Origin of the sequence: Xanthomonas hydrangeae (assembly GCF_032697525.1) — a bacterium.
Classification (GTDB): domain Bacteria; phylum Pseudomonadota; class Gammaproteobacteria; order Xanthomonadales; family Xanthomonadaceae; genus Xanthomonas; species Xanthomonas hydrangeae.
The window spans coordinates 2,906,666-2,932,138 of the sequence record NZ_CP103836.1 but is presented as its reverse complement, the minus strand read 5'-3'; the positions used below and the strand labels follow the sequence as shown (position 1 = coordinate 2,932,138).

The 25,473-nt window shown below is 63.8% G+C and carries 21 protein-coding genes; 11 read left to right on the top strand and 10 right to left on the bottom strand.

Translation table 11 applies throughout. The features are described from left to right. From NYR97_RS12410 to gloA, 4 genes are all read left to right on the top strand, one after another. Nucleotides 1-402: a CopL family metal-binding regulatory protein gene (locus NYR97_RS12410; RefSeq protein WP_316693483.1), complete on the top strand. Its 402-nt coding sequence runs from the start codon at nt 1-3 to the stop codon at nt 400-402. Between the two features lie 82 nt (nt 403-484). Next, complete coding sequence (locus tag NYR97_RS12405; RefSeq protein ID WP_316698205.1) at nt 485-2,314, top strand: copper resistance system multicopper oxidase; 1,830 nt, start codon at nt 485-487, stop codon at nt 2,312-2,314. 218 nt (nt 2,315-2,532) lie between these two features. Continuing rightward, nucleotides 2,533-3,612, top strand: a complete 1,080-nt coding sequence (locus tag NYR97_RS12400) for a copper resistance protein B (protein WP_425613073.1) — start codon at nt 2,533-2,535, stop codon at nt 3,610-3,612. Between the two features lie 214 nt (nt 3,613-3,826). Continuing rightward, nucleotides 3,827-4,351, top strand: coding sequence for a lactoylglutathione lyase (gene gloA, locus NYR97_RS12395; RefSeq protein ID WP_316693481.1), 525 nt, complete (start codon nt 3,827-3,829; stop codon nt 4,349-4,351). 172 nt (nt 4,352-4,523) lie between these two features. Here gloA and NYR97_RS12390 read toward each other — a convergent pair whose 3' ends face one another. The 3 genes from NYR97_RS12390 to glmS all read right to left on the bottom strand — a co-directional run bounded on the left by NYR97_RS12390 (nt 4,524) and on the right by glmS (nt 8,712). Continuing rightward, the gene (locus tag NYR97_RS12390) at nt 4,524-5,666 is read right to left on the bottom strand and encodes a hypothetical protein (protein ID WP_316693479.1); all 1,143 of its coding nucleotides are present in this window, start codon (nt 5,664-5,666) and stop codon (nt 4,524-4,526) included. A 229-nt stretch (nt 5,667-5,895) separates the two neighbouring features. After that, nucleotides 5,896-6,369 (bottom strand): hypothetical protein, encoded by a 474-nt coding sequence (locus NYR97_RS12385; protein ID WP_316693477.1) that lies wholly within the window; start codon nt 6,367-6,369, stop codon nt 5,896-5,898. Between the two features lie 513 nt (nt 6,370-6,882). Next, nucleotides 6,883-8,712 carry a glutamine--fructose-6-phosphate transaminase (isomerizing) gene (gene glmS / locus NYR97_RS12380; protein ID WP_316698204.1) on the bottom strand — a complete coding sequence of 610 codons (1,830 nt, stop codon included), beginning with the start codon at nt 8,710-8,712 and terminating at the stop codon, nt 6,883-6,885. Nucleotides 8,713-8,916: 204 nt separating this feature from the next. Here glmS and NYR97_RS12375 point away from each other — a divergent pair, with 204 nt between their 5' ends. The 6 genes from NYR97_RS12375 (at nt 8,917) to NYR97_RS12350 (ending at nt 16,723) form a co-directional block, all read left to right on the top strand. Further along, nucleotides 8,917-10,188 (top strand): efflux RND transporter periplasmic adaptor subunit, encoded by a 1,272-nt coding sequence (locus NYR97_RS12375; RefSeq protein WP_316693475.1) that lies wholly within the window; start codon nt 8,917-8,919, stop codon nt 10,186-10,188. Between the two features lie 116 nt (nt 10,189-10,304). Continuing rightward, nucleotides 10,305-11,024, top strand: a complete 720-nt coding sequence (locus NYR97_RS12370; RefSeq protein ID WP_316693473.1) for an ABC transporter ATP-binding protein — start codon at nt 10,305-10,307, stop codon at nt 11,022-11,024. 12 nt (nt 11,025-11,036) lie between these two features. Continuing rightward, nucleotides 11,037-12,335 carry an ABC transporter permease gene (locus NYR97_RS12365; protein WP_316693471.1) on the top strand — a complete coding sequence of 433 codons (1,299 nt, stop codon included), beginning with the start codon at nt 11,037-11,039 and terminating at the stop codon, nt 12,333-12,335. Nucleotides 12,336-12,398: 63 nt separating this feature from the next. Further along, nucleotides 12,399-13,607: an ABC transporter permease gene (locus NYR97_RS12360; RefSeq protein WP_210762273.1), complete on the top strand. Its 1,209-nt coding sequence runs from the start codon at nt 12,399-12,401 to the stop codon at nt 13,605-13,607. Nucleotides 13,608-14,015: 408 nt separating this feature from the next. Then, the gene (locus NYR97_RS12355) at nt 14,016-15,359 is read left to right on the top strand and encodes a sigma-54-dependent transcriptional regulator (protein ID WP_316693468.1); all 1,344 of its coding nucleotides are present in this window, start codon (nt 14,016-14,018) and stop codon (nt 15,357-15,359) included. 8 nt (nt 15,360-15,367) lie between these two features. Beyond that, complete coding sequence (locus NYR97_RS12350) at nt 15,368-16,723, top strand: sensor histidine kinase (protein WP_316693465.1); 1,356 nt, start codon at nt 15,368-15,370, stop codon at nt 16,721-16,723. A gap of 40 nt (nt 16,724-16,763) precedes the next feature. Here the strand turns inward: NYR97_RS12350 and NYR97_RS12345 are convergent, their stop codons facing one another. Both NYR97_RS12345 and glmU read right to left on the bottom strand, forming a co-directional pair. Beyond that, nucleotides 16,764-17,729: a right-handed parallel beta-helix repeat-containing protein gene (locus NYR97_RS12345; protein WP_316693463.1), complete on the bottom strand. Its 966-nt coding sequence runs from the start codon at nt 17,727-17,729 to the stop codon at nt 16,764-16,766. Between the two features lie 106 nt (nt 17,730-17,835). Next, nucleotides 17,836-19,200, bottom strand: a complete 1,365-nt coding sequence (glmU, locus tag NYR97_RS12340; RefSeq protein ID WP_316693461.1) for a bifunctional UDP-N-acetylglucosamine diphosphorylase/glucosamine-1-phosphate N-acetyltransferase GlmU — start codon at nt 19,198-19,200, stop codon at nt 17,836-17,838. 144 nt (nt 19,201-19,344) lie between these two features. On the opposite strand from glmU, the gene NYR97_RS12335 reads away from it, so the two are divergent. After that, the gene (locus NYR97_RS12335; RefSeq protein ID WP_205392541.1) at nt 19,345-19,728 is read left to right on the top strand and encodes a GtrA family protein; all 384 of its coding nucleotides are present in this window, start codon (nt 19,345-19,347) and stop codon (nt 19,726-19,728) included. Between the two features lie 292 nt (nt 19,729-20,020). On the opposite strand, the gene NYR97_RS12330 is transcribed toward NYR97_RS12335, so the two are convergent. From NYR97_RS12330 to atpA, 5 genes are all read right to left on the bottom strand, one after another. Then, the gene (locus tag NYR97_RS12330) at nt 20,021-20,590 is read right to left on the bottom strand and encodes a chorismate mutase (protein WP_210762277.1); all 570 of its coding nucleotides are present in this window, start codon (nt 20,588-20,590) and stop codon (nt 20,021-20,023) included. 233 nt (nt 20,591-20,823) lie between these two features. Further along, entirely contained in the window at nt 20,824-21,246 is a 423-nt protein-coding gene (locus tag NYR97_RS12325) for a F0F1 ATP synthase subunit epsilon (RefSeq protein ID WP_006450428.1), read from the bottom strand. A 168-nt stretch (nt 21,247-21,414) separates the two neighbouring features. Continuing rightward, nucleotides 21,415-22,821 carry a F0F1 ATP synthase subunit beta gene (atpD, locus tag NYR97_RS12320; RefSeq protein WP_006450427.1) on the bottom strand — a complete coding sequence of 469 codons (1,407 nt, stop codon included), beginning with the start codon at nt 22,819-22,821 and terminating at the stop codon, nt 21,415-21,417. 122 nt (nt 22,822-22,943) lie between these two features. Continuing rightward, the gene (atpG, locus tag NYR97_RS12315) at nt 22,944-23,807 is read right to left on the bottom strand and encodes a F0F1 ATP synthase subunit gamma (protein ID WP_205392543.1); all 864 of its coding nucleotides are present in this window, start codon (nt 23,805-23,807) and stop codon (nt 22,944-22,946) included. A 112-nt stretch (nt 23,808-23,919) separates the two neighbouring features. Beyond that, complete coding sequence (gene atpA / locus NYR97_RS12310) at nt 23,920-25,467, bottom strand: F0F1 ATP synthase subunit alpha (protein ID WP_316693454.1); 1,548 nt, start codon at nt 25,465-25,467, stop codon at nt 23,920-23,922. Nucleotides 25,468-25,473 lie beyond the last annotated feature (6 nt).

Below are 25,473 nucleotides of genomic sequence, written 5' to 3'. Positions count from 1 at the left end.
GTGCTGCGTTGCCTGCTCCGCCTGCTGCTGTGCCTGTGCCTGGTTGCCAATACGGCCACCGGCGCGTGGGCGTCGGTGGGCATGGCGATGCCGGTGATGGCCTCGGGTGCGATGGCGCCGGCTGCGTCAGCTGCGCACGCTTCCCTGCCGGCCGCAATGCCGTGCCATGCCGACATGCAGCCGACTGCCGCCGTGCCTACCCACGACAACGCCAAGCACGCGCACGCGGCAGATTGCTGCAAGCTGGGCAGTTGCGACTGCCTGCAGCATTGCAGCCTCGCCTTGCTGACCCTGCCTGCGGTGCCCGCAGGCCTGCTCGGTCACTCGTCGTTGCCGGCCAACCTGGCCGAAGGATGCAGCAGCCCGTTGCCCGAGCAACCGGTTCGACCTCCCATCGCCTGAGCGCTGACGGCCTGGGCCGTCATCGGGCCCGCGTGCTTGCTGCGCGGGGTTTCTAAGCGATGCGATGCGTCCGCCCTCCTCGGTGGGCCGCAGCGGAGATGTCATGTCTTTCGATCCCACTTCTTTCGATCCACCCTCCAACGGCGGCCTGAGCCGGCGCCGCTTCGTTCAGGGCATCGCCCTGGGCGGTGTTGTCGCAAGCACCGGCCTGTGGCGCAGCGATGCGCGTGCGTCCAACCCGGTAAGCACGCCGGTCCTGCGCGGCAGCAGCCAATCGCTGCAGATCGGCCGCATGCCGGTCAACCTCACCGGGCGCACGCGCACCGCCATTACCGTCAACCAGAGCCTGCCCGCGCCCACGCTGCGCTGGCGCGAGGGCGACATGGTGAGCGTGCGCGTGCGCAACGCGCTGGCCGACCAGCCTACCTCGGTGCATTGGCACGGCCTGTTGCTGCCGGCCAACATGGATGGCGTGCCGGGCATGAGCTTTGACGGCATCGCGCCGGGCCAGGAGTATCACTACCGCTTCGCGCTGCGCCAGTCCGGCACCTACTGGTACCACAGCCATTCGATGTTTCAGGAGCAGGCCGGCCTGTACGGCGCGATCGTCATCGACCCGCTGACACCGCCGCCGTATCGGCACGATCGCGAGCATGTGGTGTTGCTCTCGGACTGGACCGACCTGGAGCCGGCCGCGTTGTTCCGCCGGCTCAAGCAGATGCCCAGCCACGACAATTACGCGCAGCGCACCGTGGGCGATTTTCTGCGCGATGCGCGCGAAGACGGCGTGCGCGCAACGCTGGCCGATCGCAGCATGTGGGGGCGCATGCGCATGACCCCCACCGACCTGTCCGACGTCAACGCCAATACCTACACCTACCTGCTCAACGGCGTCGCGCCGGCAGGCAACTGGACCGGGGTGTTCAAGCCCGGCGAGAAGGTACTGTTGCGTTTCATCAACGGCTCGTCGATGACCTATTTCGACATCCGCATTCCCGGTCTGCGCATGACCGTGGTGGCGGCCGATGGCCAATACGTGCACCCGGTGAGCGTGGACGAGCTGCGCATAGCTGCTGCAGAAACCTTCGACGTGATTGTCGAACCCATCGGCCAGGACGCATTTACGTTGTTCGCGCAGGACATGGGTCGTACCGGATTTGCCTGCGGCACGCTGGCGGTGCGGCATGGCTTGCAGGCGCCGATTCCGGCACTGGATCGGCGCGCGATCCTGACCATGCAGGATATGGGGCATGGCGATGGCATGGCGCATGCAGATCACGCCATGCACGGCGGTGATGCGATGCAGGGCGATCCACACGCAGCGCACGCGATGGCGATGCCGACCATGCAGATGCACGGGCATGCAAACAACAATGCGCAGAGCAAGGCACCGCACCACCCCGCCAGCGAAGACGGCAATCCGCTGATCGACATGCGCAGCAATGCCACTGCGCCGCGCCTGGACGACCCCGGCGTTGGCCTGCGCGACAACGGCCGCCGCGTACTGTGCTACGCCGACCTGCACAGCGTGTTCGAGGATCCGGATGGGCGCGAGCCCGGGCGCGAGATCGAGCTGCATCTGACCGGCCATATGGAAAAATTCGCCTGGTCATTCGATGGCATCGCCTTCGCTTCGGCAGAGCCCTTGCGGCTGCAGTACGGCGAGCGGCTGCGCATCGTGCTGGTCAACGACACCATGATGCAGCACCCCATTCACCTGCACGGCATGTGGAGCGACCTGGAAGATGCCAACGGCCATTTCCAGGTACGCAAGCACACCATCGACATGCCGCCAGGCACCCGCCGCACATACCGCGTGCGTGCAGATGCGCTGGGCCGCTGGGCCTACCATTGCCATCTGCTCTACCACATGGAAGCGGGCATGATGCGCGAAGTGCGGGTGGAGGCATGAGCGCGCTTCGTACGCAAGACGTGGTGCTGCTCGCACTGCTGCTGAGCGCATCGGCTACTGCACAGGAGCATGTGCCTGAGGCGATGGATTCATCCGCGCATGCCGATGGCACGCATGCAATGCAGATGGCCGACCACGCAACGGCTGCCCAGCCGCAGACGTCCACCGCGACAGAGGCATCGCCGCCATCTGCGCAGGAGAGCGCAGATGCGATGCAGATGGATCACGCGCATCTGCAACACACCGGCACCGCGTCGCCATCGGCAGACGCTGCCGACAGCACACCTGCGCAACGCCCGGTGCAAGCCGACGTTTTGACATCGCCGCCATCGATGCATCACGCAGGCATGCAGCACGCCGACGTCAAGCATGCAGCACACCAGGCCTCTACGACTCCACAACCGGGTCACCGCCAGCAGCCCCAGGCAGACATGGACCATGGGGCAATGGACCATGCGTCGATGGGGCACGCGTCGATGCAACATGGGCCAGGTCAGCATGGGCCGATGGATCACACCAACATGCAGCATGCGCTGCACATGGAAGCGGCAACCCAAACGCCGGCATCGCCCACCACCAGCGCACTGCCGCGCGAGCCTATTCCCGAGCCCACTGCCGAAGAGATCGCTGCGGCATTTGCACCTCTGCAGCACCATGCGATGCACGCGGCAGGCATCAATCACTACGTGTTGCTCGATCGACTGGAAGCGTCCAATACCAACCGCGGCAGTGGTCAGGATTGGGAAGCACGCGCATGGATCGGTGGCGACATCGACCGGCTGTGGCTGCGCAGCGAAGGCGAGCGGCACGACGGGCGCACGCAGGACGCATCGGTGGAGGCGTTCTATGGCCACGCCATCTCGCCATGGTGGGACCTGCTGATTGGCGCACGTCAGGCTATCGGCGCGGGCGAGCATCGCAGCTGGGCCGCGTTCGGCATGCAGGGACTGGCGCCCTACAAGTTCGAGACCGAAGCCACGCTCTACATCGGCAGCGGCGGCCGTGCCGCACTGCGACTGGAAGGCGAGTACGAGGTGCTGCTGACCAACCGGCTGATCCTGCAACCGCGCGTGGAAGTCAGTATCGCCCTGACCGACGATGACCGGCGCGACATCGACAACGGAGTGGAGCAGGCCGAATTCGGCCTACGGCTGCGCTACGAAATCACCCGCCGTTTCGCGCCCTATATCGGCTGGGTACACAGCCGCAGCTTCGGTGACACCGCCAGACGCACCGCGATCGAAGACGAACCAACGCGCGACAGCCGCTTCGTTGCCGGCGTGCGCATCTGGTTCTGAGACAGCCGCTGTGCGCATGGGCCCGACCGTTCGGAGTCGGGCCCATGCCACTACCTTGAGCCGTGCAGGTCATGCTCTCTGCCGCGATCAACCAGAACGCGGCGCGGTCGGATCACCGGCTGACGCAATGCAGACATACCGACAACCATTGCCTCGCTACTATCGGCGTCCAACGCAGCCAGACCTGCTCCCCCATTCCATCGAGGAGACCGCAATGCCTTTGACCGACCTGCAACACGTTCCCGGCGCCAGCGCCGCGCCTGCCGACACCAGCGGCTTCGTGTTCAACCACACCATGCTGCGCGTCAAGGATGCCCAGCGTTCGCTGGATTTCTACACCCGTGTGCTCGGCTTCCGCCTGCTGGATGCGCGCGATTTTGCCGATGCAAAGTTCAGTCTGTACTTTCTGGCATTACTGCCGGAAAACACTGCAATCCCCGAAGAAGATACCGAACGTCGTCTGTGGATGGCCGGCATCCCCGGCGTACTGGAACTCACCCACAACCACGGCACCGAAACCCAGGACGGCCCGGTCTACCACGACGGCAACAGCGAGCCGCGCGGCTTCGGCCACATCTGCATCTCGGTACCGGACATCCACGCCGCCTGCGCGCGTTTCGACGCTCTCAATGTGCCGTACCAGAAGCGCCTGGAAGATGGCCGCATGAAGCACCTGGCCTTCATCAAGGACCCGGACGGCTATTGGGTAGAGATCATTTCCAATACGCCGCTGGCCTAACGCAGAACAAAAAATGCCCGGGATTCCCGGGCATTTTTTATGCGTGCGAGCTCTGGGCAGTTGTTACAAAACGGCGCGTTCCAACAATGTGCGTCAGCAAAGAACACTACCATCACCTTTGAACGAACCCGATGCGCCCGGAGGCAGCCGCCATCCAGTACAGCGCACTGCGTCAGTTGGAGGCGGCAACAGCCTCTCTGTCCGGAAACCATTGCGGCAACTGCTCGGCAAATCTTGCGGCACATTCCTCGCTGTAGGCCTGCGCGGCCTCCTTGACCAGTGCGTAGTCGTTGGCTTCCCACTCCTCCAGCGAGGCGGTACGCGGTGTCGGTGCACAGTCCAGATTGACCGGGCTGGCCTTGCGCTTCAGAAGGCCCGAGCGCTCACCGCCGATCGTCACTGCATAGCGCAGCTCGTAGGGCGACGTGGTATCGGCCAGGCTCTGGTAGACGAGCAGCCAGTCGGACATCAGCACCTGCAACGGGAATGGATCCACCGGCAGTGCTGCCGGATGCCCGGTGAAGTAGCTCTTCAGACGCGCATTGACCGCATCGCGCTGCAATTGATATCCGGGATTCCCCACGGCCTGCATCTTCTCGCCTTTCAGCTGCCCCTTACCAAAGGACGACACTGCGATGCCGCGCGCGAACAGGCTGGTGGCGATCTGCAAACCCACCACCGCCCCGGTGTGTCCCCGCCGCACCACGCGCAACATTTCGTCGCCATTGGGTAGGCCGTTGGAACCAACACGCATGCTGGCATGCAACGGAAGCTGCAACGCCCAATCCGCCGACGATGCAATGACGGCATCAGCTTGCGTTTGTGAAACGGACTGCTCTTCTGTTGCAGCGACCAACACCGTGCCGGCAGCCGCAGCGGCGGCATAGGCCGTCGCTGTCGAAAAATCGCCAGTGACAAATGCAGGTACCACTGCCACCGCCTCTGCCCCACGCGTGGCCGTACAGAACGCGCTGGAAGCACGCATCTGTACTTCATGAAATTCGATGCCGTTGATCTGATGTACGACCGCATCCTGGCCGTACTGCGCCACCAGTTTGGTAACGATGGCCTCCTGCTCGACCGGCTGCTGGCCGCAGACCTTGGCCGCAGCGATGCGCGACCAGGCGAACTGCAGCGCAGGATCCCACCCCATCGCGTCTTCGCCCACAAACCCGTGGTCGTAGTGGTAGGCATAGATGGCCGGGTCGATTTCTTGCAAGGTCATCCCGCCCACACCCGCATAACCGGGCGGAACATCGCCAGCCATCGCAACGCCGCTCAGTGCCGAAATCGCCACCGCAATCAATGCTTTCATAGAGTCCTTCCACTGGAAATGGCGTCGCATTGCGTGTCCCCCACGCAATGCGACAAGACACTGTCAGACCGCGCGGACAGCGGCCGATAGCACAGTGCCTGGTCAATCGAACAACGATCCGCAGTCGGCTTGAACGCTCAGTTGCGAACATAGTGTGGGCGCATCACGCGCACTTGGCAGTCGGGGCGGTCCCCACATCTGTAGGGACCGCCCCGGAAGTGGCGCTTATCTATGCATGCAACAGTCCGCCAGTACTGCGCTGCCACTCGTGCGGCGGGCGCAGTGCGGCAAGCGTGTGGACCAACTCGCGATAGTTGTCGGCCAGTTGCGCGAACAGGCCGGCATCGCTGCAACGCGTGTCGGCCACATCGGAATAGGCGCCGCGTCCCAGGTCGATGAAGTAGTCCACGCTGAGCCGGCGACGTTGCGCCACGCCGGGAAACAGCCCGGCAATCAGCAGACAGCCATCACCCACATCGCGCAGCAGATCGGCACGCAGACTGCCCATCTGTTCCTGCGCATGCAACCACGCCAATGCCTGCGTGCGCGAAAGCAGATGCGTATCGCGCTGGAAACGCAGCAACACGAACACCAGATAATGCTCCCGCGATTCGTCCAGCGGCCGCGCGATGCGCTGCCCTGCCTCATGTACCAACGCCTGCCACAACTCGGCCGGCGCGCCCTGTTTGAAAGACTCGTGCATACGTCCTCCTGCGTGGTGGGACCCTCGCCAAGACAGAAGCATATTCCGGGCCAAACGGTTGGCAGTGCCGGGCGTCGAGCGCTAATGCGACCCGTGCCGACGAGCGCAGATGGCGGCATGGTGCGTGGCCACATGCCGGCGGCATCGAGGCCGCATGTTCATCGCAACGGCCGGGTGGATCCGAGACACTTCGCTGTGTCGATGCCTCGGCATGTTGACGAAAGCGCGCAACAGCACGACCTGTCCGAAAAAGTGACCTGGCTCGCGCAGCGAGACATCGGCATCAAGCGAACCCGACTGTGTGATCCATGTTCGCATTCAAACGCGTGCGCCTCTCTAGGATGGCCGCTGCCCGGCGCGCCCGATGTCGCTGGACATCCGGGTTCTGCGGTCGCGAAGGCGCGATGCACATGCATGACGCCCCGCCCTTGCCGTGCTGCATCGGCGGTCGCCGGCAGGATTCCCACCGCCGGCTGCGCCCTTGCAGCGAGCGCAGCTTTCGATCAACCGCGCCTACTCCACCGTCACCGACTTGGCCAGGTTACGCGGCTTGTCCACATCGGTGCCGCGTGCCAGCGCGGTGTGATACGCCAGCAGCTGCACCGGGATGGTGTGGATCACCGGCGACAGCACGCCGGCGTGGCGCGGGGTGCGGATCACATGCACGCCTTCGGACTCGCTGAAGTGGCTGTCCTGGTCGGCGAACACGAACAGCTCGCCGCCGCGTGCGCGCACTTCCTGCATGTTGGATTTGACCTTCTCCAGCAGGCGGTCATTGGGCGCGATCACCACCACCGGCATCGCCGCATCCACCAACGCCAGCGGGCCGTGCTTCAACTCGCCGGCCGGATACGCTTCGGCGTGGATATAGGAAATTTCCTTGAGCTTGAGCGCGCCTTCCAGCGCGATCGGGTAATGCAGGCCGCGGCCGAGAAACAGCGCGTTTTCCTTGGCCGAAAAGCGCTCGGCCCAGGCCATGATCTGCGGCTCAAGATTCAAGGCGTACTGCACGCTGCCGGGCAGAAAGCGCAGCTGCTCCAGATAGTCCGCTTCTTCTGTTTCGCCGATGCGTCCCTGCAATTTGCCCAGCACCATGGTGAGCTGGAACAACACCGCCAGCTGCGTGGTGAACGCCTTGGTCGAGGCCACCCCGATCTCGGCGCCGGCACGCGTGTAACAGACCAGTTCGCTGGCGCGCGGGATGGCGCTTTCTGGCACGTTGCAGATCGACAGCGTGTGCAGATGCCCCAGCGATTTGGCGTATTTCAACGCTTCCATCGTGTCCAGCGTTTCGCCGGATTGGGAGATGGTGACGATCAGATGTTTCGGGTTGGCGTAGGCAGCGCGGTAGCGATATTCGCTGGCGATCTCCACGCTGCACGGCAGCCCGGCGATCGCCTCGATCCAGTAGCGCGCGGTCATGCCGGCGTAGTAACTGGTGCCGCAGGCCAGGATCTGCACGCCTTCGATGTCGCGCAACACCGCTTCGGCGTTCGGGCCGAACAACGAGGCGGGGAATCCTTTCGCATCGATCGCCGCTTCGATGGTGTCGGCCAGCGCGCGCGGCTGCTCGTGGATTTCCTTCTGCATGAAATGGCGGAACGGCCCCAGTTCCAGCGATGCCAGCGACACGTCCGACAGATGCAGCGGGCGTTGGACCGGCGCGTCGTTGCCATCGAAGATACGCACGCCATCGCGGCGCAATTCGGCGGTGTCGCCCTCTTCCAGGAAGATCACCTGGCGAGTGGCCTGCACGATGGCCGAGACATCGGAGGCGACGAAGTTCTCGCCGTCGCCCACGCCGATCAGCAACGGGCAGCCCATGCGCGCGCACACGAAGCGCTCCGGCTCGGCCTGGCTCATCACCGCCAACGCGTAGGCACCGGTGAGTTCCTTGACCGTGCGCTGCAGCGCGATCAGCAGATCGCCGGCGCTGCCCAGATGATGATGGATCAGATGCGCGATGACTTCGGTATCGGTCTGCGACTCGAAGGTGTAGCCGAGCGCGCGCAGCTTCTCGCGCTGCTCTTCATGATTTTCGATGATGCCGTTGTGCACCAGCGCCACGCCGGCACTGATGTGCGGGTGCGCGTTGGCCTCGGTGACGCCGCCATGGGTGGCCCAGCGCGTGTGGCCGATGCCCAGCATCGCACCGAACTGATCGGCCTGCGCTGCCTGCGCCATCTCCACCACGCGCCCGGTACGACGCACGCGGCGCAGCTGCGCGCCATCGAGTACCGCAATGCCGGAGGAATCGTAGCCACGGTACTCAAGACGCTTGAGTCCTTCGATCAGGACCGGGACCACATCGCGCCCGGCGATCGCTCCGACAATGCCGCACATAGGACAACCCTTGAAGACGAAGCCGCGCATTTTAGCGTGTCCGATCTTGTCCGCTGCATGACCGTGCCCGGACAGCGTGTCCGCGTTGGTGTCCGCGGACACTGCGGACATCTGCCACCCGAGCACAAAGACCTTTACTTTCAGCCACTTGGCAATTGGCACAGGTCCTGCTTCATCGCAGTGACGCCATCGAGCCAGCCGATCATGATTCGCGATACCTCTGCCCAGGACCAGGTTCTCCGTACATCCGCCCAGAGCGCGCCGTGGCGCCGTTGGCTATGGCCTGGCATCGCTGCGGTCGCCGTGTTGGCCGGTATTGGTTGGGCGGTCACTGCGTGGAGCGCCGGCAGCCGCTCGTTCGATGCCAGCCGGGTGCGTATCGCCACCGTCAGCCAGGGCGACCTGGTGCGCGACATCGCCGCCGACGGCCGCGTCATCGCCGCCAACAGCCCGGTGCTGTACGCCATCTCGGCCGGCACGGTGACGCTGAGCGTGGTGGCCGGCGACGTGGTCAAGCAGGGCCAGGAGCTGGCGCGCATCGACAGCCCGGAACTGCGCAGCAAGCTGGCGCAGGAGCAGGCCACGTTGGCCGGTCTGGAAGCCGAATCCAGCCGCGCCGGGCTGGATGCCACGCTGGCCCGCGCCAACGCCAGCAAGCTCACCGACCAGGCCAAGATCGACAAGCAGGCCGCCGCACGCGACCTGGAGCGCTATCAGCGCGGCTACGATGGCGGCGCCGTGCCGCAGGTGGAACTGGCCAAGGCGCAGGACACCTTGAAGAAGACCGATATCGACCTGCAGCACGCGCAGCGCGATGCCTCGCTGAAAAGCCAGGGTGCGGATCTGGATTCGCGCAACAAGCGCCTGCTCGCCGACCGTCAACGCGCGGTGGTGGCCGAGGTGCAACGCCAGGTCGATGCACTCACGTTATTGTCCCCGTTCGATGGCCAGGTCGGCCAGGTGCAGGCGGTGCAGCACACCCAGGTCGTTGCGAATGCGCCGATCCTGGGCGTGGTGGATCTGTCCAAGTTCGAAGTCGAGATCAAGGTGCCGGAGAGCTTCGCGCGCGATCTGGCGATCGGCATGCCGGCCCAGCTCACCAGCGGCAGTGGCGAGCCGTTTCCGGGTGCCATCTCGGCGGTGTCTCCGGAAGTGGTCAACGGCGAAGTCACTGCGCGCATCCGCTTTGCCGACAAGCAGCCGCCGGGCCTGCGCCAGAGCCAGCGCATGAGCGCACGCGTGGTGATGGACACCCGCCGCAACGTCCTCAAGGTCGAGCGCGGCCCGTTCGTCGAACAATCCGGCGGCAGCTACGCCTACGTGATGGATGGCAACACCGCAGTGCGCCGCCCGGTGCGCATGGGCGTCAGCAGCCTGGGCGAGGTGCAGGTGCTTTCAGGGTTGCAGGTGGGCGACCGCGTCGTGGTGTCCGGTGCAGATAACTTCGGCGATGCGCCGCGCGTCACCGTTCACTGACAGCGGCAACCAATACCCCTGCGCAGCAGTCCGCAGCCACCTGGCGACTGCTTGCCACGTTTTCTTAGCCACTCTAAATCTCTTTCGCACACATCTCCTACGCAAAGGACTCGGCAATGCTCAAGATGCAATCGGTCTCAAAGGTCTTCCGCACCGAACAGGTGGAGACGCACGCGCTGCGCTCGCTGGACCTGCATGTGCGCGAAGGCGAATTCGTCGCGGTCACCGGCCCCTCCGGCTCGGGCAAGACCACCTTCCTCAACCTGGCCGGGCTGCTGGAAACCTTCACCAGCGGGCAGTATCTGCTCGATGGCGAAGACGTCAGCCATCTGTCCGACGATGCACGTTCGCGCCTGCGCAATCAGAAGATCGGCTTCATCTTCCAGGGCTTCAATCTGATCCCCGACCTCAACCTGTTCGACAACGTCGATGTGCCGCTGCGTTATCGCGGCATGCCCGCCGCCGAGCGCAAGCAGCGCATCGAAGAGGCCTTGACCAAGGTCGGCCTGGGCTCGCGCCTGAAGCACTACCCCACCGAGCTGTCCGGCGGTCAGCAGCAGCGTGCCGCCATCGCCCGCGCACTGGCCGGCAGCCCGCGCCTGCTGCTGGCCGACGAACCCACCGGCAATCTCGACTCGCAGATGGCACGCGGAGTGATGGAACTGCTGGAAGAGATCAACAGCCAGGGCACCACCATCGTGATGGTCACCCATGACCCGGAACTGGCCGCACGCGCGCAGCGCAATGTGCACATCGTCGACGGCCAGGCCACCGATCTGGAACGCAATCCCAGCCTGATGCGTGCGCCCGTGACAGCGCCCACCCTGGCCGACTAAAGGAAGACTTTCATGTTCGGCTATTACTTCACTCTGGCGGTGCGCAGCTTCCGCCGCAACAAGATACTCACCGCGCTGATGGTGCTGGCGATCGCACTCGGCATCGGCGCCAGCATGACCACCTTGACGGTGTTCTATGTTCTGTCTGGCGATCCGTTGCCCGGCCGAAGCCAAACAATTTTCATCCCACAATTGGATGCCCGCTCACGTGATCACCGTGGTACGGAAGCACTTGAGCAACTGACCCGCTTCGATGCCGAGGCCCTGTTACGCGAGAAACGCGCCGATCGCCAGGCGATGATGAGTGGCGGCAATGTCGCTGTGGAGCCAGACAACGCTTCCCTGCGCCCGTTCTCGCTTGACGCACGCTATACGTCAACCGACTTTTTCCCGATGTTCGACACCCCTTTTCTCTATGGGGGCGCTTGGTCAACGAGCGATGACAGCAACCGTGCGCGCGTGGCGGTTCTGTCCGAAGCGCTGAACAAAAAACTCTTCAGTGGCGAAAACAGCGTGGGACGCACCGTGCGTGTGGATCACAAGGACTTACGCATCGTCGGTGTTCTGCGCGACTGGCGTCTCACGCCGAAATTTTATGACCTCAACAACGGTGGCTACGCCAAACTGGAGCAGATCTTCATCCCTTTCAGCACGGCGATCGAACAGAAGTTCGCGACCAGCGGCTCGCGTTCCTGCTGGGGGGCGGGAGGTAGCGCAAGTGGGGACGACATCAATGAGCCCTGTGCCTGGATCCAGTACTGGGTACAGCTGGAAACGCCACAGAAGGCTGCAGCGTATCTGCAATATCTGGAGAACTATTCGGAGCTGCAACGGCGAGCAGGACGCTTTGAGCGACCTACCAATGTGCAGTTGCGTAGTCTGATGGAATGGCTGGACTTCAAGAAAGTGGTACCGAGCGATGTCCGCCTGCAGACCTGGCTGGCATTCGGCTTCCTGTTGGTCTGCCTTGTCAACACCGTGGGCCTGATGCTGGCCAAGTTCATGCGGCGCAGTGGAGAAATCGGGGTACGCAGGGCTCTGGGTGCCACCAAGCGCAGCATTTTCGCACAGGCATTGGTGGAGGCAGGAGCGATCGGATTGACCGGCGGGATTCTCGGTCTCGGCCTGGCCGGTCTTGGACTCTGGGGAATGCGACAACAGCCGACCAGCTACGCAGATCTTGCCCACCTGGATCCGGCCATGTTGCTCACCACATTCCTACTAGCCTTGCTGGCGAGCGTACTGGCGGGAATGCTGCCGGCGTGGCGTGCCTGTCAGGTCGCTCCTGCCATCCAACTCAAGTCTCAGTGATGCCTTCGGCCGAGCGCGTTTCACGCCGCCGGCCGCAGCCAGCAACCATCAAGGAAACCTTCCATGGAAATCCGCCCCATCCTGTCCACGCTGCGGCGCCATAAGACGGCCGCCGCGCTGATCGTCCTAGAGGTTGCGCTCAGCTGCGCCATCGTTTCGAATGCGCTCTTCCTCATCGGTAACCGATTGGAGCGCATACAACGTCCCAGTGGTTTGGCCGAAAATGAGATCGTCAGCATCAGTATCGCCGGCATCGGGCTCGACGAGAACGCAAATGCACTGACCGAAACGGACCTGGCTGCGCTACGCAGGATCCCCGGCGTCAAGTTCGCCTCCTCTGTCAGCCAGGTCCCTTTTGGCGATAGCTTATGGGTCACAGGCCTCAAATTGACCGCTGATCAACGGGTCTCGACCCTCGACGTCAACTCTTACAATGGCGATGCTCAAACGCTCGATACGCTAGGCTTGAAATTGGTGCAGGGACGACGTTTCACCGAAGGTGAATTCAGCTGGAATGATGATGACAAGGCCAAGGTTCCCAGCGTCATTCTTAGCAAGAGCGCAGCAGAAAAGTTGTTTCCAGGGCAATCGGCTTTAGGCAAATCCATCTACACCGGAGACACGCCGAGCAAGATCGTCGGCATCGTGGAGCACTTCGCACGTGTCAACGACTTCGGCGGTGATGCCGTCTATGACGACTCGATGCTGTCTCCCATCAAAATCTCCTATAAGGATGGACATCGCTACCTGCTACGGACGGATCCAGAACGACGGCAGGAAGTACTGCGTCAAGCGGTTGCAATTCTGGAGAAGAACAGTACAAGCCGCATCATCCAGGAGCAGAAGACGCTGGAAGACATGCGTCGCGACTACTATCGCCAGGATCGCGCTATGTCCTGGCTACTGGTCACCATGAGTATTGCCCTGCTGATCGTCACCGCGCTGGGCATCGTTGGCTTGGCTAGTTTCTGGGTGCAGCAACGCACCAAGCAGATCGGCATCCGCCGCGCACTGGGTGCGACACGAGGCCAGATCCTGCGTTACTTTCAGATCGAAAACTTCCTGCTCGCCTCGATCGGCATCGTGCTCGGCATGTTGATGGCCTACTCGATCAACCTCTGGCTGATGGCGCGCTACGAGCTGCCACGCTTGCCTGTCATGTACTTGCCGATCGGCGCATTGTTGTTGTGGGTGCTGGGCCAGCTGGCCGTGTTCTGGCCTGCACGTCGCGCCGCGATGGTGCCGCCAGCGGTGGCCACGCGTAGCGCGTGAGGGGATGACGGTGCGTCAGCGGTCGCTATGTCGACCCGCTGGCGCGCAGAACGCAGCAATGTTGCGCAGATCCTGCCAGATGGCATCACGCAGCGTGACATGGACAGCGGTCGCCTAGGCACCGCTGATTCCGCCGCCACCGCCCCCTCTACCCAAGGCGTCTGCGTCACAGGCTCCTGCCTCGCCCTGAGGTCCGACATGGCGCCAGGACCTGCGCTTGAGGTCGGCATCGACGTATCTGTGTTGCCAACTTCGTTGCACTGATCAGACGATCACTGCATTGCCGGAATCAGCCCCGTCTGGCTGAGGTCTGTCAGGCACACGCACTCCGTTGCTCGCACAGTTCCGCCACGCACCGAATCCTGTTCTGATAGCCCTTCCTGCCAGCCCCCATCATCGAGCAACGCGATGCCGCAGATTTTGATCATCGACGACAACACCGCCGTGGCCACCGCGCTGGAGGTGCTGTTTTCGTTACACGACATCGAAGCGCGGCATGCGCATTCGCCGCAGGCCGGGTTAGCACTGCTGGATGAGCAAGGGTTCGATCTGGTGATCCAGGACATGAACTTCACCGCAGACACCACCTCCGGCGAAGAGGGCGAAGCGCTGTTTGCGCAGATCCGTCAGCGCCACCCCGATCTACCGGTGATTCTGCTCACCGCCTGGACTCATCTGGGCAGCGCGGTGGGCCTGGTCAAGGCCGGTGCGGCCGACTATATCGCCAAGCCCTGGGACGACACCAAGCTGCTGACCACGGTCAACAACCTGCTGGAACTCTCCGAAGCACGCCGCGAACTGGAACGCCGTCGCGAACGCGAGCGGCGCGGTCGCGAGCAGCTGACCCAACGTTACGATCTACGCGGCGCGGTGTTCGCCGACCCGGCCAGCGAACGCGCGATCGCGCTCGCCTGCCAGGTCGCACGCTCGGACCTGCCGGTGCTGATCACAGGCCCCAACGGCAGCGGCAAGGAGAAGATCGCCGAGATCATTCAGGCCAACTCGCCGGCAAAGAACGGCCCGTTCATCGCGCTCAACTGTGGCGCACTGCCCGGTGAATTGATCGAAGCAGAATTGTTCGGTGCCGAGGCTGGTGCCTACACCGGTGCGAACAAGGCGCGCGAAGGCAAGTTCGAAGCGGCCGATGGCGGCACGCTGTTTCTCGACGAAATCGGCAACCTGCCATTGGCAGGTCAGATGAAGTTGTTGCGCGTGCTGGAAACCGGCCGCTACGAGCGCCTGGGCTCCAATCGCGAACGCCACGCCAAGGTGCGCGTGATCAGCGCCACCAATGCCGATCTGCAAACGATGATCCGCGAGGGCAGCTTCCGCGAGGATCTGTACTACCGCCTCAATACGGTGGAAATCGCGTTGCCGGCCCTGGCCGAACGCCCCGGCGATATCGGCCCGTTGGCCGAGCACTTCCTGGCCGGCGAAAAACCCTTGTCCACCCAGGCGCGTGATGCCTTGCAGCGGCACGCCTGGCCCGGCAACGTGCGCGAGCTGCGCAACGTGCTGCAACGTGCGTCCCTGCTCGCGCAAGGTGCGCGCATCGAGGCCAGCGATCTGAACCTGCCACGCGCGGCCGCAGCGCGCCCGGCCGCGCCGACCGCCGGCGAGCCGGATCGCGCCCGGATCGAGCAGGCACTGGCGCGCGCGCAAGGCGTCATCGCCCAGGCCGCTGCCGAGCTGGGGCTGAGCCGGCAGGCGCTGTACCGGCGCATGGACCGCTACGGCATCAGCCAGGAGTAAGCCTGAGCATGTGGCAGCCACGTTCCTTCACCTTCTCGCTGTTCCTGCGCTTGCTGCCGGTGCTGGTGCTGGCCGCCGCCCTGCCTTGGTTCACCGCGTACTGGCTGGATCGCGGCTGGGAAGTGGCGGTGATCTCCGCCATCGTGTTGCTGGCGACGATGTGGTGGAGCCTGCAACGCGCCACAGCGCCGATGCGCTCGCTGTTCCGCGCACTGGCCGGCACCACCAGCAGCTACCGCGATGGCGAATACAACTTCGGCGTGTACTGGCGCGGCACCGACGAGCTGGCGCAGCTGGTGCAGGCGCACGCAGAGCTGGGCGAGGTGCTGCGCGCGCAACGGCGCAATCTGGTGCAGCGCGAGCTGATGCTCGACACCATGTTGCAAAACACCCCCGTGGCGATGCTGCTGGTGGTAGTTGGCGGCGATGGCGTGCGCCGTATTGGTTTCTCCAACAATGCTGCGCGCAAGCTGCTGCATGACGGCCGCAAACTCGAAGGCCAGCACCTGGACGACGTGCTCGGCCGCATGCCGAACGAATTGCGCGATGCACTCGCGCGCGGCGGCGATTGTCTGTTCGCAGTACGCGAAGACGGCGATGACGAAGACGACGAGCAGATCTATCACCTGTCACGCCGCAGTTTCCATCTCAACGGTCGCGGCCACGAGCTGTTGCTGATCCGCACCTTGACCACCGAGTTGCGGCGCCAGGAAGTGCAGACCTGGAAGAAGGTCATCCGCGTGATCAGCCATGAATTGAACAACTCGCTCGCACCGATCGCCTCGCTGGCGCACTCCGGCGCCGAGTTGCTGCGTCGCGAGCGCACCGACCGGCTCGGCACGGTGTTCGAAACCATCGAAGAACGCGCACGTCATCTGGAAGGCTTCATCCGCGGCTATGCACGCTTTGCCAAGTTGCCGCAACCGCAGCTGCAGACCATCGAATGGGCGCCGTTTCTGGAGCGTTTGCGGCAGCAGATTCCGTTTCAGCTGCAAGGCGCGCTGAGCGATGTCTCCAGCCGTATCGATGCGGCGCAGATCGAACAGGCATTGCTCAACCTGCTCAAGAACGCGCACGAAGCCTGCAGCGAAGCGCAGCCGCCTAACAGCGATGTCGCCGTACGCGTCACCCGGGTGCCGCAGTGGCTACGTATCGAGGTGCTGGACCGCGGCAACGGCATGAACGAGGCCGTGCTGCATAACGCGCTGATGCCGTTCTACTCGACCAAGCGCAACGGCACCGGGCTCGGGCTTGCGCTCACCCGCGAGATCGCCGAAGCCCACGGCGGACGCATCTCGCTGCACAATCGCGAACACGGCGGATTATGCGTCACCTTGTTGCTGCCGTCTGCGGTGGCCGGTTAGTTCGCTGCAAGCTGTAGCGAGCAACCGTTTGATGAGGGCTTCACTCGCCACGAAGCGTGCCACGCTCTTCGATTCGCGGCTTCTTCAACGCACCACAGGCATCGTCTGCACCCGTCGTTCGCGTGGCGTCGATCGCGCCGTAATAGCCGGCATCCACCGTGTTGTCGAAGAACTGCCCACCTTGCGAGGGACACTCGCCTTCAGGCTTGATCCAGTCCGAAAACGCCGCGTACTTGCCGGCCCGGACGAAGCGGTTGGCACCGACATACGTGTTGTCCGAAGCATCGCGGGTGCGTACCGCATCGCCGTTGACGTCGGTAAAGGTATTGCCTTCGATGCGGTTACCGGAGGAGTGACGCGCCAGATACAGCGCATGGATGAAGCCCGAGGTCTTGGTGTCGTTTTCGATCGACACGAAGCGATTGCGTTCGATACGGTTGTCGCGCGAATTCTGCAAGCGGATCGCCGCGAACGAATACGCAGCCTCGCTGCTGCTGCCATGGATGCCGCCGATCCGCTCGAAGGTCATATTGCGGATCACGTTGCCGCTGTTGCCGTCCTGGCTACGTTTGCTGCTGCCCAGATCCATTGCCATCCAGTAATTGCTGACTTTCAAACCGGCGAAGGTCAGCCACGTGGCGGCATTGGCGCCGCCCTTCAGCGTGAACCAGGTCGCGCCACCGCGTCCATCGAACCACGGTGGCGTGGCGGCATCGGATGCTGCGATGAAGCGAATGGACGCGCCGTTGGTGAATGTCCATTGCACCGACTGCCGCAAATACATGCCCGCGGCAATCACCACATCCACCGCGCCGGTGGGGCGCCGTTCGAGCAAGCGCTGTTGGGCTGCACTCAAACTACGCAACGCCGTCGAGGCACTGGTGCCCGCTGCGGTGTCGTTGCCATCCGGCGCCAGATACAGCCGAAAGGTCTGTGCAGATACCGCGCCTGGTAGCAGCGCTGCCAAGAACACCATCAACAGCAGTGCGTCGCGTCGCGTTTGCATCGGGCACCTCGTAATCGTTGGCGACGTGCGTGGGCCGCCAGTATCGTCGCTGCACCGCGCAGGTGCAGCATGCGGTGCAGTACGACCAAGCCGCATGCAGCCACCGCTATTTCTTGGTCGGACGCTCCCAGCCTTCGATCACGGTCTGACGCGCACGCGCCACGCTGAGCTGGCCGGCAGGCGCATCGCGGGTGATCACCGAGCCTGCGCCAATGTTGGCCATGGCACCGATGGCGACCGGTGCCACCAACGCGCTGTTGGAGCCGACAAAGGCGCCATCGCCGATCGTGGTCCGCGACTTGTTGACGCCGTCGTAGTTGCAGGTGATGGTGCCGGCGCCGATGTTGACCTTGCTGCCGATCACCGCATCGCCCAGATAGGTCAGATGGTTGGCCTTGCTGCCCACGCCCATCGTGACCTTTTTGGTCTCGACAAAGTTGCCGATATGCACGCCGTCGGCCAATACGGTGCCAGGCCGCAGTCGCGCGAACGGGCCAATCATCGCTGCGCCCTCGGTCACCACGCCTTCCAGATCGCAGTGCGCGCGCACCTGCGTACCCGCGCCGAGCGTGACATCGCGCAGCCGTACGAACGGGCCGATCACCACGCCATCGCCCAGCGTCACCTCGCCTTCCAGAATCACATCGATATCCAGTTGCACGTCATTGCCCACTGTCACCGTGCCGCGTTGCTCCACGCGCGCCGGGTCGGCCATGCGCACGCCGCGCAGGCACAGCGCACGTGCCGCACGTGTCTGCCAGGCGCGCTCCAGTAGCGCGAGTTGCCACAGGTCGTTGGCACCTTCCACATCCTGCGGATCACTCACATGCACCATGTCGGCCGGGGTGAAATCGGCCGCGGCGCTGGCAAACACATCGGTGAGGTAGAACTCGCCCTGCGCATTCTGGTTCGACAAACCACTCAGCCAACGACGCAGCGCCGTGGATTCGGCGGTGAGGATGCCGGTGTTGATGGTGCGGAGGCGGCGCTGCTCGTCGTTGGCATCCTTCTGCTCGACGATCGCGGCGACCTTGCCTTCGGCATCGCGCAGGATGCGGCCGTAACCGGTGGGATTGGGCACATCGGCCACCAGCACCGCCATGCGCCCGGGTGCGTGCAGCAGTTGCAGCAAGTCGTTGGACTGGATCAGCGGCACATCGCCGTACAACACCAGCACCGTGGCTGCGTCCGGAATCGCATGCATCGCCTGCTGCACCGCATGCCCGGTGCCCAGTTGCTGACGTTGCTCGGCCCAGTGCAGATCGCTTTGCACAGCGAACGCCGCCTGCACCTGCTCACCACCGTGCCCGTGCACCACATGGATCGCGGCTGGCTGCAACTGCCGCGCAGTGGCGATCACGTGCGCCAGCATCGGCTGGCCGGCAAGCGGCTGCAGCACCTTGGGCAGGGACGAGCGCATGCGCTTGCCCTCTCCCGCGGCCAGGATCACGACGTGCAGGGGCAAAGTCATCGAAGCGTTCCAAAACGTGAGATGGACAAATTCTAGTCGCTGTCTCGGCAGCGCGTCGTTACCGCATCGCCGTCTTTTGGTGATTACGATTTTTAAGCGCCGCTGCCGTTAGCATGAGCGCCCTCTCACGATCACCCGGCCCGCATGAGTCTGTTCCGCCAAGGCAGCCAGTTCATCCTGATTGGCGCCCTGCAATTGGCTGTGGATTGCGGCATCTTCATTGCCGCCACGGCGGCGGGCATGCCGACAGTGCCTGCCAATCTGCTCGGGCGCATCAGCGGTGCAGTGCTCGGCTTCTGGCTCAACGGCCGCTACACCTTCGCCCGGGAAGGCGGTGCACGTCTGGGCTGGCAGCGCTTCCGGCGCTTTGCGGTGATGTGGCTGGTGCTCACACTCATCAGCACCTGGCTGCTGTCGGCGACGGTGGATCTGCTCGGCCTGCGTCAGGCCTGGCTGGCCAAACCGCTGGTGGAAGGCGGGTTGGCGATCGTGTCGTTTTTTCTTGGCCGGCATGTGGTGTATCGCTGAGCGATGCACGCATGCGCGCGCAAGGGTGCTGCCGTCTCGCCGCGCCAGGCGGGTCAATCGACGTTGGTGTGCGCGGAAAGCCCGCCCAGGAGTGGCCGCACTCATCTATCGCCAATGGATGGAGCGCCCCTTCCCGAGGGGACGAACGGCAGTGACATCCTCGCGCGCACACTAGGTTGGCGATCCAGCAAGGCGATGCCTCGCCAAGCGACAAGCACGCATGGTCGGCGTATTCGTCAGCCAGCCTCGTGGCATCGAACGGGCAAGTGCACACCCCACCCATCAAGCCAGATCAGTGGCAGAAATCGCCCAAACCACGCACCAGTGCGGCGCGATGCAGCGCATCCAGTTGCCATTGCGCCGCGTAATGCGCTGCTGCGCGCGCGGTGCTGGCCGGGCACTCGGGTGCCGCGCGCAAGGGTGCAACGTCGGCCAATGCATCGAGCAATTCGCCTTGCAGCCGATCCAGGCGCACACGCAACGTCGCCAGATCCGGACGTGCGGTGTCCGGCGCGCGTCCGCGTTCGCGCCAGTGATTCAACAGTGCGTACTGCACTGCCTTGTTGGCCTCGATCTGCGCAGCAAAGAAACGCGCCGCATCGTCGGCATCCAGCCCGTGCGCAGCGGCCTGATCGCGCACGCTCTGCAGTACCGCCGCCTCGCGGGTCTGATCCAGCACCGGCTTGCCGCTGTCCCACTTGCTCAGCGCCACCGCATCGCCGATCGCATTGCGCTGCACGATGCGATCCAGCAACGGATCCAGCGGCGGCTGGCTACGCGCCGGCAGTGCGCAGCCCAGCAGTGCGACGGCCAGCAGGCCGGTCAGCGCGTAACTGCGAAAGCCATCGATCGTGCGGGTCATTGGGTGTTCCTCAACGTGCATGGGTGAGAGGCCGCGCCGCCTGCAGCAGGCGGCATCGCGCAAGGCACGCAGTGTGCCTGCTCCCCCGGTGCAGGTGGACCGCGCCACGCAGGCGCATCCCCAAAAACGAAAACGCCGACACGATGGTCGGCGATTCCGTCGCCACACCTGCGTGTGGCTACACATCTGTTATCACGCTGGCACGCGCCGCGAGGGCGCACGCCATCGTGCGCTTAGTGCTTCAGCGTACGACGCAAGCGCTCCAGCGCCTGCAACTGCACGGTCGCCTCTGCCAACCGACGCTGCGCTTCCGCCACATCCACCGCGTCGCCACGGTTGGCTAACAGACGTTCGGCCTCTTCCTTGACCTTGCGTACCGCAGCTTCATCGATGTCCTGGGCACGCACCGCGGTGTCGACCAGCACGGTCACCACCTGCGGCTGCACTTCCAGGATGCCGCCGGAAATGGCGAAGTCCAGCTGCTCGCCGCTGGCGGTGGTGACCACCACCTTGCCCGGCTTCAGCCGCGTGATCAGCGGCGCGTGCTTGGGCGCAATGCCCAGCTCGCCCAGTTCGCCGGTGGCCACGACCAGCGTCGCCTCACCGTGGAAGATTTCCTTCTCGGCGCTGACGATGTCGCAACGGATAGTGCTCATGGTGCCTCACTGTAGTGAGGCGGGGAATCGGGAGTCGGGAATCGGGAATGGGAAGAGCGGTTGGCTGCGCACTCTTCGTGATTCCCGTCTTTCCAACTCGCCGACAACCCGCCTTTACGATTCCCGATTCCCGATTCCCGATTCCAGCCGCATAGCGGCTGGGATCCATCAGGCCTTGGCGCTCATCTTGTTGGCTTTCTCGACCGCTTCTTCGATGCTGCCGACCATATAGAACGCCTGCTCCGGCAGGTGGTCGTATTCGCCGTCGCAGATCGCCTTGAAGCCGCGGATGGTGTCCTTCAGCGAGACGTACTTGCCCGGCGAGCCGGTGAACACTTCGGCCACGTGGAAGGGCTGGCTGAAGAAGCGCTCGATCTTGCGTGCGCGCGACACCGACTGCTTGTCTTCTTCGCTCAGTTCGTCCATGCCCAGGATCGCGATGATGTCCTTCAGTTCCTTGTACTTCTGCAAGGTCTGCTGCACGCGCTGGGCGGTGTCGTAATGCTCGTGGCCGATCACCAGCGGGTCCATCTGGCGGCTGGTGGAATCCAGCGGATCCACGGCCGGGTAGATGCCCAGCGAGGCGATGTTACGGCTCAGCGTGACGGTGGAATCCAGGTGGGCGAAGGTGGTCGCCGGCGACGGGTCGGTCAGGTCATCCGCGGGCACGTACACGGCCTGGATCGAGGTGATCGAACCGCTCTTGGTCGAGGTGATGCGTTCCTGCAACACGCCCATCTCCTCGGCCAGGGTCGGCTGGTAACCCACTGCCGACGGCATGCGGCCGAGCAGCGCGGACACTTCGGTGCCGGCCAGCGTGTAGCGGTAGATGTTGTCCACGAACAGCAGCACGTCCTTGCCCTTGCCGTTCTCGTCCTTCTCGTCGCGGAAGTACTCGGCCATGGTCAGGCCGGTCAGCGCCACACGCAGACGGTTGCCCGGCGGCTCGTTCATCTGGCCGTACACCATCGCAACCTTGTCCAGCACGTTGGAGTCTTTCATCTCGTGGTAGAAGTCGTTGCCCTCGCGGGTACGCTCGCCCACGCCGGCAAACACGGACAGACCCGAGTGCGCCTTGGCGATGTTGTTGATCAGTTCCATCATGTTGACGGTCTTGCCGACGCCGGCGCCGCCGAACAGGCCGACCTTGCCGCCCTTGGCGAACGGGCACATCAGGTCGATGACCTTGATGCCGGTTTCCAGCAACTCGGTGCTGGAGGACTGGTCTTCGTACGACGGCGCAGCGCGGTGGATTTCCCAATGGTCCGATGCCTGCACGTCGCCGGCTTCGTCGATCGGGCGACCCAGCACGTCCATGATGCGGCCCAGCGTCCCGGCACCGACCGGCACCGAAATGGCGCGCTCGGTGTTGGTGGCCAGCAGGTTGCGCTTCAGGCCGTCGGTGGAGCCGAGCGCAATCGTGCGCACCACGCCATCGCCGAGCTGCTGCTGCACTTCCAGGGTGATTTCGGTGCCTTCGACCTTCAACGCGTGATAGACCTTCGGCACTTCATGGCGCTGGAATTCGACGTCGACGACCGCGCCGATGATCTGAACGATCTTGCCCTGACTCATTTGGATAACTCCACTAATGTCTGTTCGATTCTTGTGTCGGGAATAGGGAAACGGGAGTCGGGAATGGGAAGATCAAGTGCTGCTGCTTCGACCATTCCCGATTCTCCATTCCCTATTCCCGGCTATACGGCGGCCGCGCCGCTGACGATTTCCGAAATTTCCTGGGTGATCGCCGCCTGACGCGCCTTGTTGTAGACCAGTTGCAAGGTGCCGATCATCTTGTTGGCGTTGTCGCTGGCGGCCTTCATCGCCACCATGCGCGCGGCATGTTCGGAGGCCACGTTTTCCAGCACGGCCTGGTACACCAGCGACTCGATGTAACGCGTCATCACGTGCTCCAGCACGCTGGCGGCATCGGGTTCGTACAGGTAATCCCAATCGTGATGGGCCACCTTGTGCTCGGCGGCCGGCAGCGGCAGCAGCTGATCGAAGCTGGCCTTCTGCGTCATCGTGTTCACGAAGCGGTTGTAGACCAGATACACGCGATCGACCTTGCCTTCGGTGAAGGCATCCAGCATCACCTTGATCACACCGATCAACTGCTCGATGTGCGGGCTGTCGCCCAGATGGGTGACGCTGCCGACCATGTTGACCTTGATGCGACGGAAGAACGCCGAGGCCTTCTGACCGATGGTCACCACGTCGATCTCGGCGCCCTTGTCCTGCCATGGGCGCACTTCGCCCAGCATCTTGCGGAACAGGTTGTTGTTCAGACCGCCGGCCAGGCCGCGGTCGGAAGAGATCACGATGTAGCCGACCCGCTTGACCTGCTCACGCTCGACCAGAAACGGATGCTGGTAGTCGGTGCTGGCCTGCGCCAGATGTCCGATCACCTGCTTCATCGCCTGCGCGTACGGACGCGAGGTCTTCATGCGGTCCTGCGCCTTGCGGATCTTGGAGGCCGAGACCATTTCGAGCGCGCGCGTCACCTTGCGGGTGTTCTGCACGCTCTTGATCTTGGTTTTGATTTCGCGTCCGCCTGCCATACTCGCTCGCTTCGCTCGCTTAGTGGGAATGGGGAATCGTGAGTCGGGAATTGGCACAGCCAACCCGCTTTGACGATTCCCTATTCTCTATTCCCGATTCCCGCAGCTGGATTTACCAGCTGCCCGTGGTCTTGAACTCTTCGATGCCCTTCTTGAAGGCAGCTTCGATGTCGTTGTCCCAGCCGCCGGTGCTGTTGATCTTGGAGATCAGCTCACCCTGGGTGTTGGCGAAGTGCGCGTGCAGGCCTTCTTCGAACGCCAGCAGCTTGTTGACCGGCACTTCATCGAGGTAGCCCTCGTTGACGGCATAGATCGACAGTGCCTGGTTGGCGATGGACATCGGCGCGTACTGCTTCTGCTTCATCAGCTCGGTGACGCGCTGGCCGCGCTCGAGCTGCTTGCGGGTGGCTTCGTCCAGATCCGAGGCGAACTGCGCGAACGCCGCCAGCTCGCGGTACTGCGCCAGCGAGATACGGATACCGCCGGACAGCTTCTTGATGATCTTGGTCTGGGCCGCACCACCGACGCGCGACACCGAGATACCGGCGTTCACGGCCGGGCGGATACCGGCGTTGAACAGGTCGGTTTCCAGGAAGATCTGGCCGTCGGTGATCGAGATCACGTTGGTCGGCACGAACGCGGACACGTCGCCGGCCTGCGTTTCGATGATCGGCAGCGCGGTCAGCGAACCGGTCTTGCCGGTCACCGCACCGTTGGTGAACTTCTCCACGTACTCCTCGGACACGCGCGCAGCGCGCTCGAGCAGACGGCTATGCAGATAGAAGACGTCGCCCGGATAGGCTTCGCGACCCGGCGGGCGCTTGAGCAGCAGCGAGATCTGGCGGTAGGCCACGGCCTGCTTGGACAGATCGTCGTAGACGATCAGCGCGTCTTCGCCGCGGTCCATGAAGTACTCGCCCATGGTGCAGCCGGCATACGGGCTGATGTACTGCATCGCGGCCGATTCGGACGCGGTCGCCGCCACCACCACGGTGTGCGCCAGCGCGCCGTTCTCTTCGAGCTTGCGCACGATGTTGGCAACGGTCGAGGCCTTCTGGCCGATCGCCACGTACACGCACTTGATGCCGGTGCCCTTCTGGTTGATCACCGCATCGATCGCCAGCGCGGTCTTGCCGGTCTGGCGGTCGCCGATGACCAGCTCGCGCTGGCCGCGGCCGATCGGGATCATCGCATCGACCGACTTGTAACCGGTCTGCACCGGCTGGTCGACCGACTTGCGCCAGATCACGCCGGGCGCAACACGCTCCACCGGTGCGGTCTGGGTGGCGCCCAGCGGGCCCTTGCCGTCGATCGGCTCGCCCAGCGCGTTGACCACGCGACCGAGCAGCTCCGGACCCACCGGCACTTCCAGGATGCGGCCGGTGGTCTTGGCCACGTCGCCTTCGCGCAGGTTCTCGTAATCGCCCAGCACCACGGCGCCGACCGAATCGCGCTCCAGGTTCAGCGCAAGCGCGAAAGTGTTGTTGGGCAGTTCGATCATTTCGCCCTGCATCACGTCGGCCAGGCCGAAGATGCGCACGATGCCATCGGACACGCTGGTCACGGAGCCTTCGTTGCGCGACTCCGCGGACAGCTTGACCGTCTCGATGCGGGTCTTGATCAGGTCGCTGATTTCGGAGGGGTTGAGCGTGGTTGCCATCGTTCA

What these genes read in the sequence shown, in the direction of transcription:
- NYR97_RS12375 (WP_316693475.1), top strand. Translation starts at nt 8,917, where the DNA reads ATGATTCGCGATACCTCTGCCCAGGACCAGGTTCTCCGTACATCCGCC.
- NYR97_RS12360 (WP_210762273.1), top strand. Translation starts at nt 12,399, where the DNA reads ATGGAAATCCGCCCCATCCTGTCCACGCTGCGGCGCCATAAGACGGCC.
- NYR97_RS12350 (WP_316693465.1), top strand. Translation starts at nt 15,368, where the DNA reads ATGTGGCAGCCACGTTCCTTCACCTTCTCGCTGTTCCTGCGCTTGCTG.
- gloA (WP_316693481.1), top strand. Translation starts at nt 3,827, where the DNA reads ATGCCTTTGACCGACCTGCAACACGTTCCCGGCGCCAGCGCCGCGCCT.
- atpA (WP_316693454.1), bottom strand. Translation starts at nt 25,467, where the DNA reads ATGGCAACCACGCTCAACCCCTCCGAAATCAGCGACCTGATCAAGACC.
- NYR97_RS12390 (WP_316693479.1), bottom strand. Translation starts at nt 5,666, where the DNA reads ATGAAAGCATTGATTGCGGTGGCGATTTCGGCACTGAGCGGCGTTGCG.
- NYR97_RS12400 (WP_425613073.1), top strand. Translation starts at nt 2,533, where the DNA reads ATGGATCACGCGCATCTGCAACACACCGGCACCGCGTCGCCATCGGCA.
- NYR97_RS12345 (WP_316693463.1), bottom strand. Translation starts at nt 17,729, where the DNA reads ATGCAAACGCGACGCGACGCACTGCTGTTGATGGTGTTCTTGGCAGCG.
- NYR97_RS12325 (WP_006450428.1), bottom strand. Translation starts at nt 21,246, where the DNA reads ATGAGCACTATCCGTTGCGACATCGTCAGCGCCGAGAAGGAAATCTTC.
- NYR97_RS12365 (WP_316693471.1), top strand. Translation starts at nt 11,037, where the DNA reads ATGTTCGGCTATTACTTCACTCTGGCGGTGCGCAGCTTCCGCCGCAAC.
- glmU (WP_316693461.1), bottom strand. Translation starts at nt 19,200, where the DNA reads ATGACTTTGCCCCTGCACGTCGTGATCCTGGCCGCGGGAGAGGGCAAG.
- atpD (WP_006450427.1), bottom strand. Translation starts at nt 22,821, where the DNA reads ATGAGTCAGGGCAAGATCGTTCAGATCATCGGCGCGGTCGTCGACGTC.
- NYR97_RS12355 (WP_316693468.1), top strand. Translation starts at nt 14,016, where the DNA reads ATGCCGCAGATTTTGATCATCGACGACAACACCGCCGTGGCCACCGCG.
- atpG (WP_205392543.1), bottom strand. Translation starts at nt 23,807, where the DNA reads ATGGCAGGCGGACGCGAAATCAAAACCAAGATCAAGAGCGTGCAGAAC.
- NYR97_RS12330 (WP_210762277.1), bottom strand. Translation starts at nt 20,590, where the DNA reads ATGACCCGCACGATCGATGGCTTTCGCAGTTACGCGCTGACCGGCCTG.
- NYR97_RS12335 (WP_205392541.1), top strand. Translation starts at nt 19,345, where the DNA reads ATGAGTCTGTTCCGCCAAGGCAGCCAGTTCATCCTGATTGGCGCCCTG.
- glmS (WP_316698204.1), bottom strand. Translation starts at nt 8,712, where the DNA reads ATGTGCGGCATTGTCGGAGCGATCGCCGGGCGCGATGTGGTCCCGGTC.
- NYR97_RS12385 (WP_316693477.1), bottom strand. Translation starts at nt 6,369, where the DNA reads ATGCACGAGTCTTTCAAACAGGGCGCGCCGGCCGAGTTGTGGCAGGCG.
- NYR97_RS12370 (WP_316693473.1), top strand. Translation starts at nt 10,305, where the DNA reads ATGCTCAAGATGCAATCGGTCTCAAAGGTCTTCCGCACCGAACAGGTG.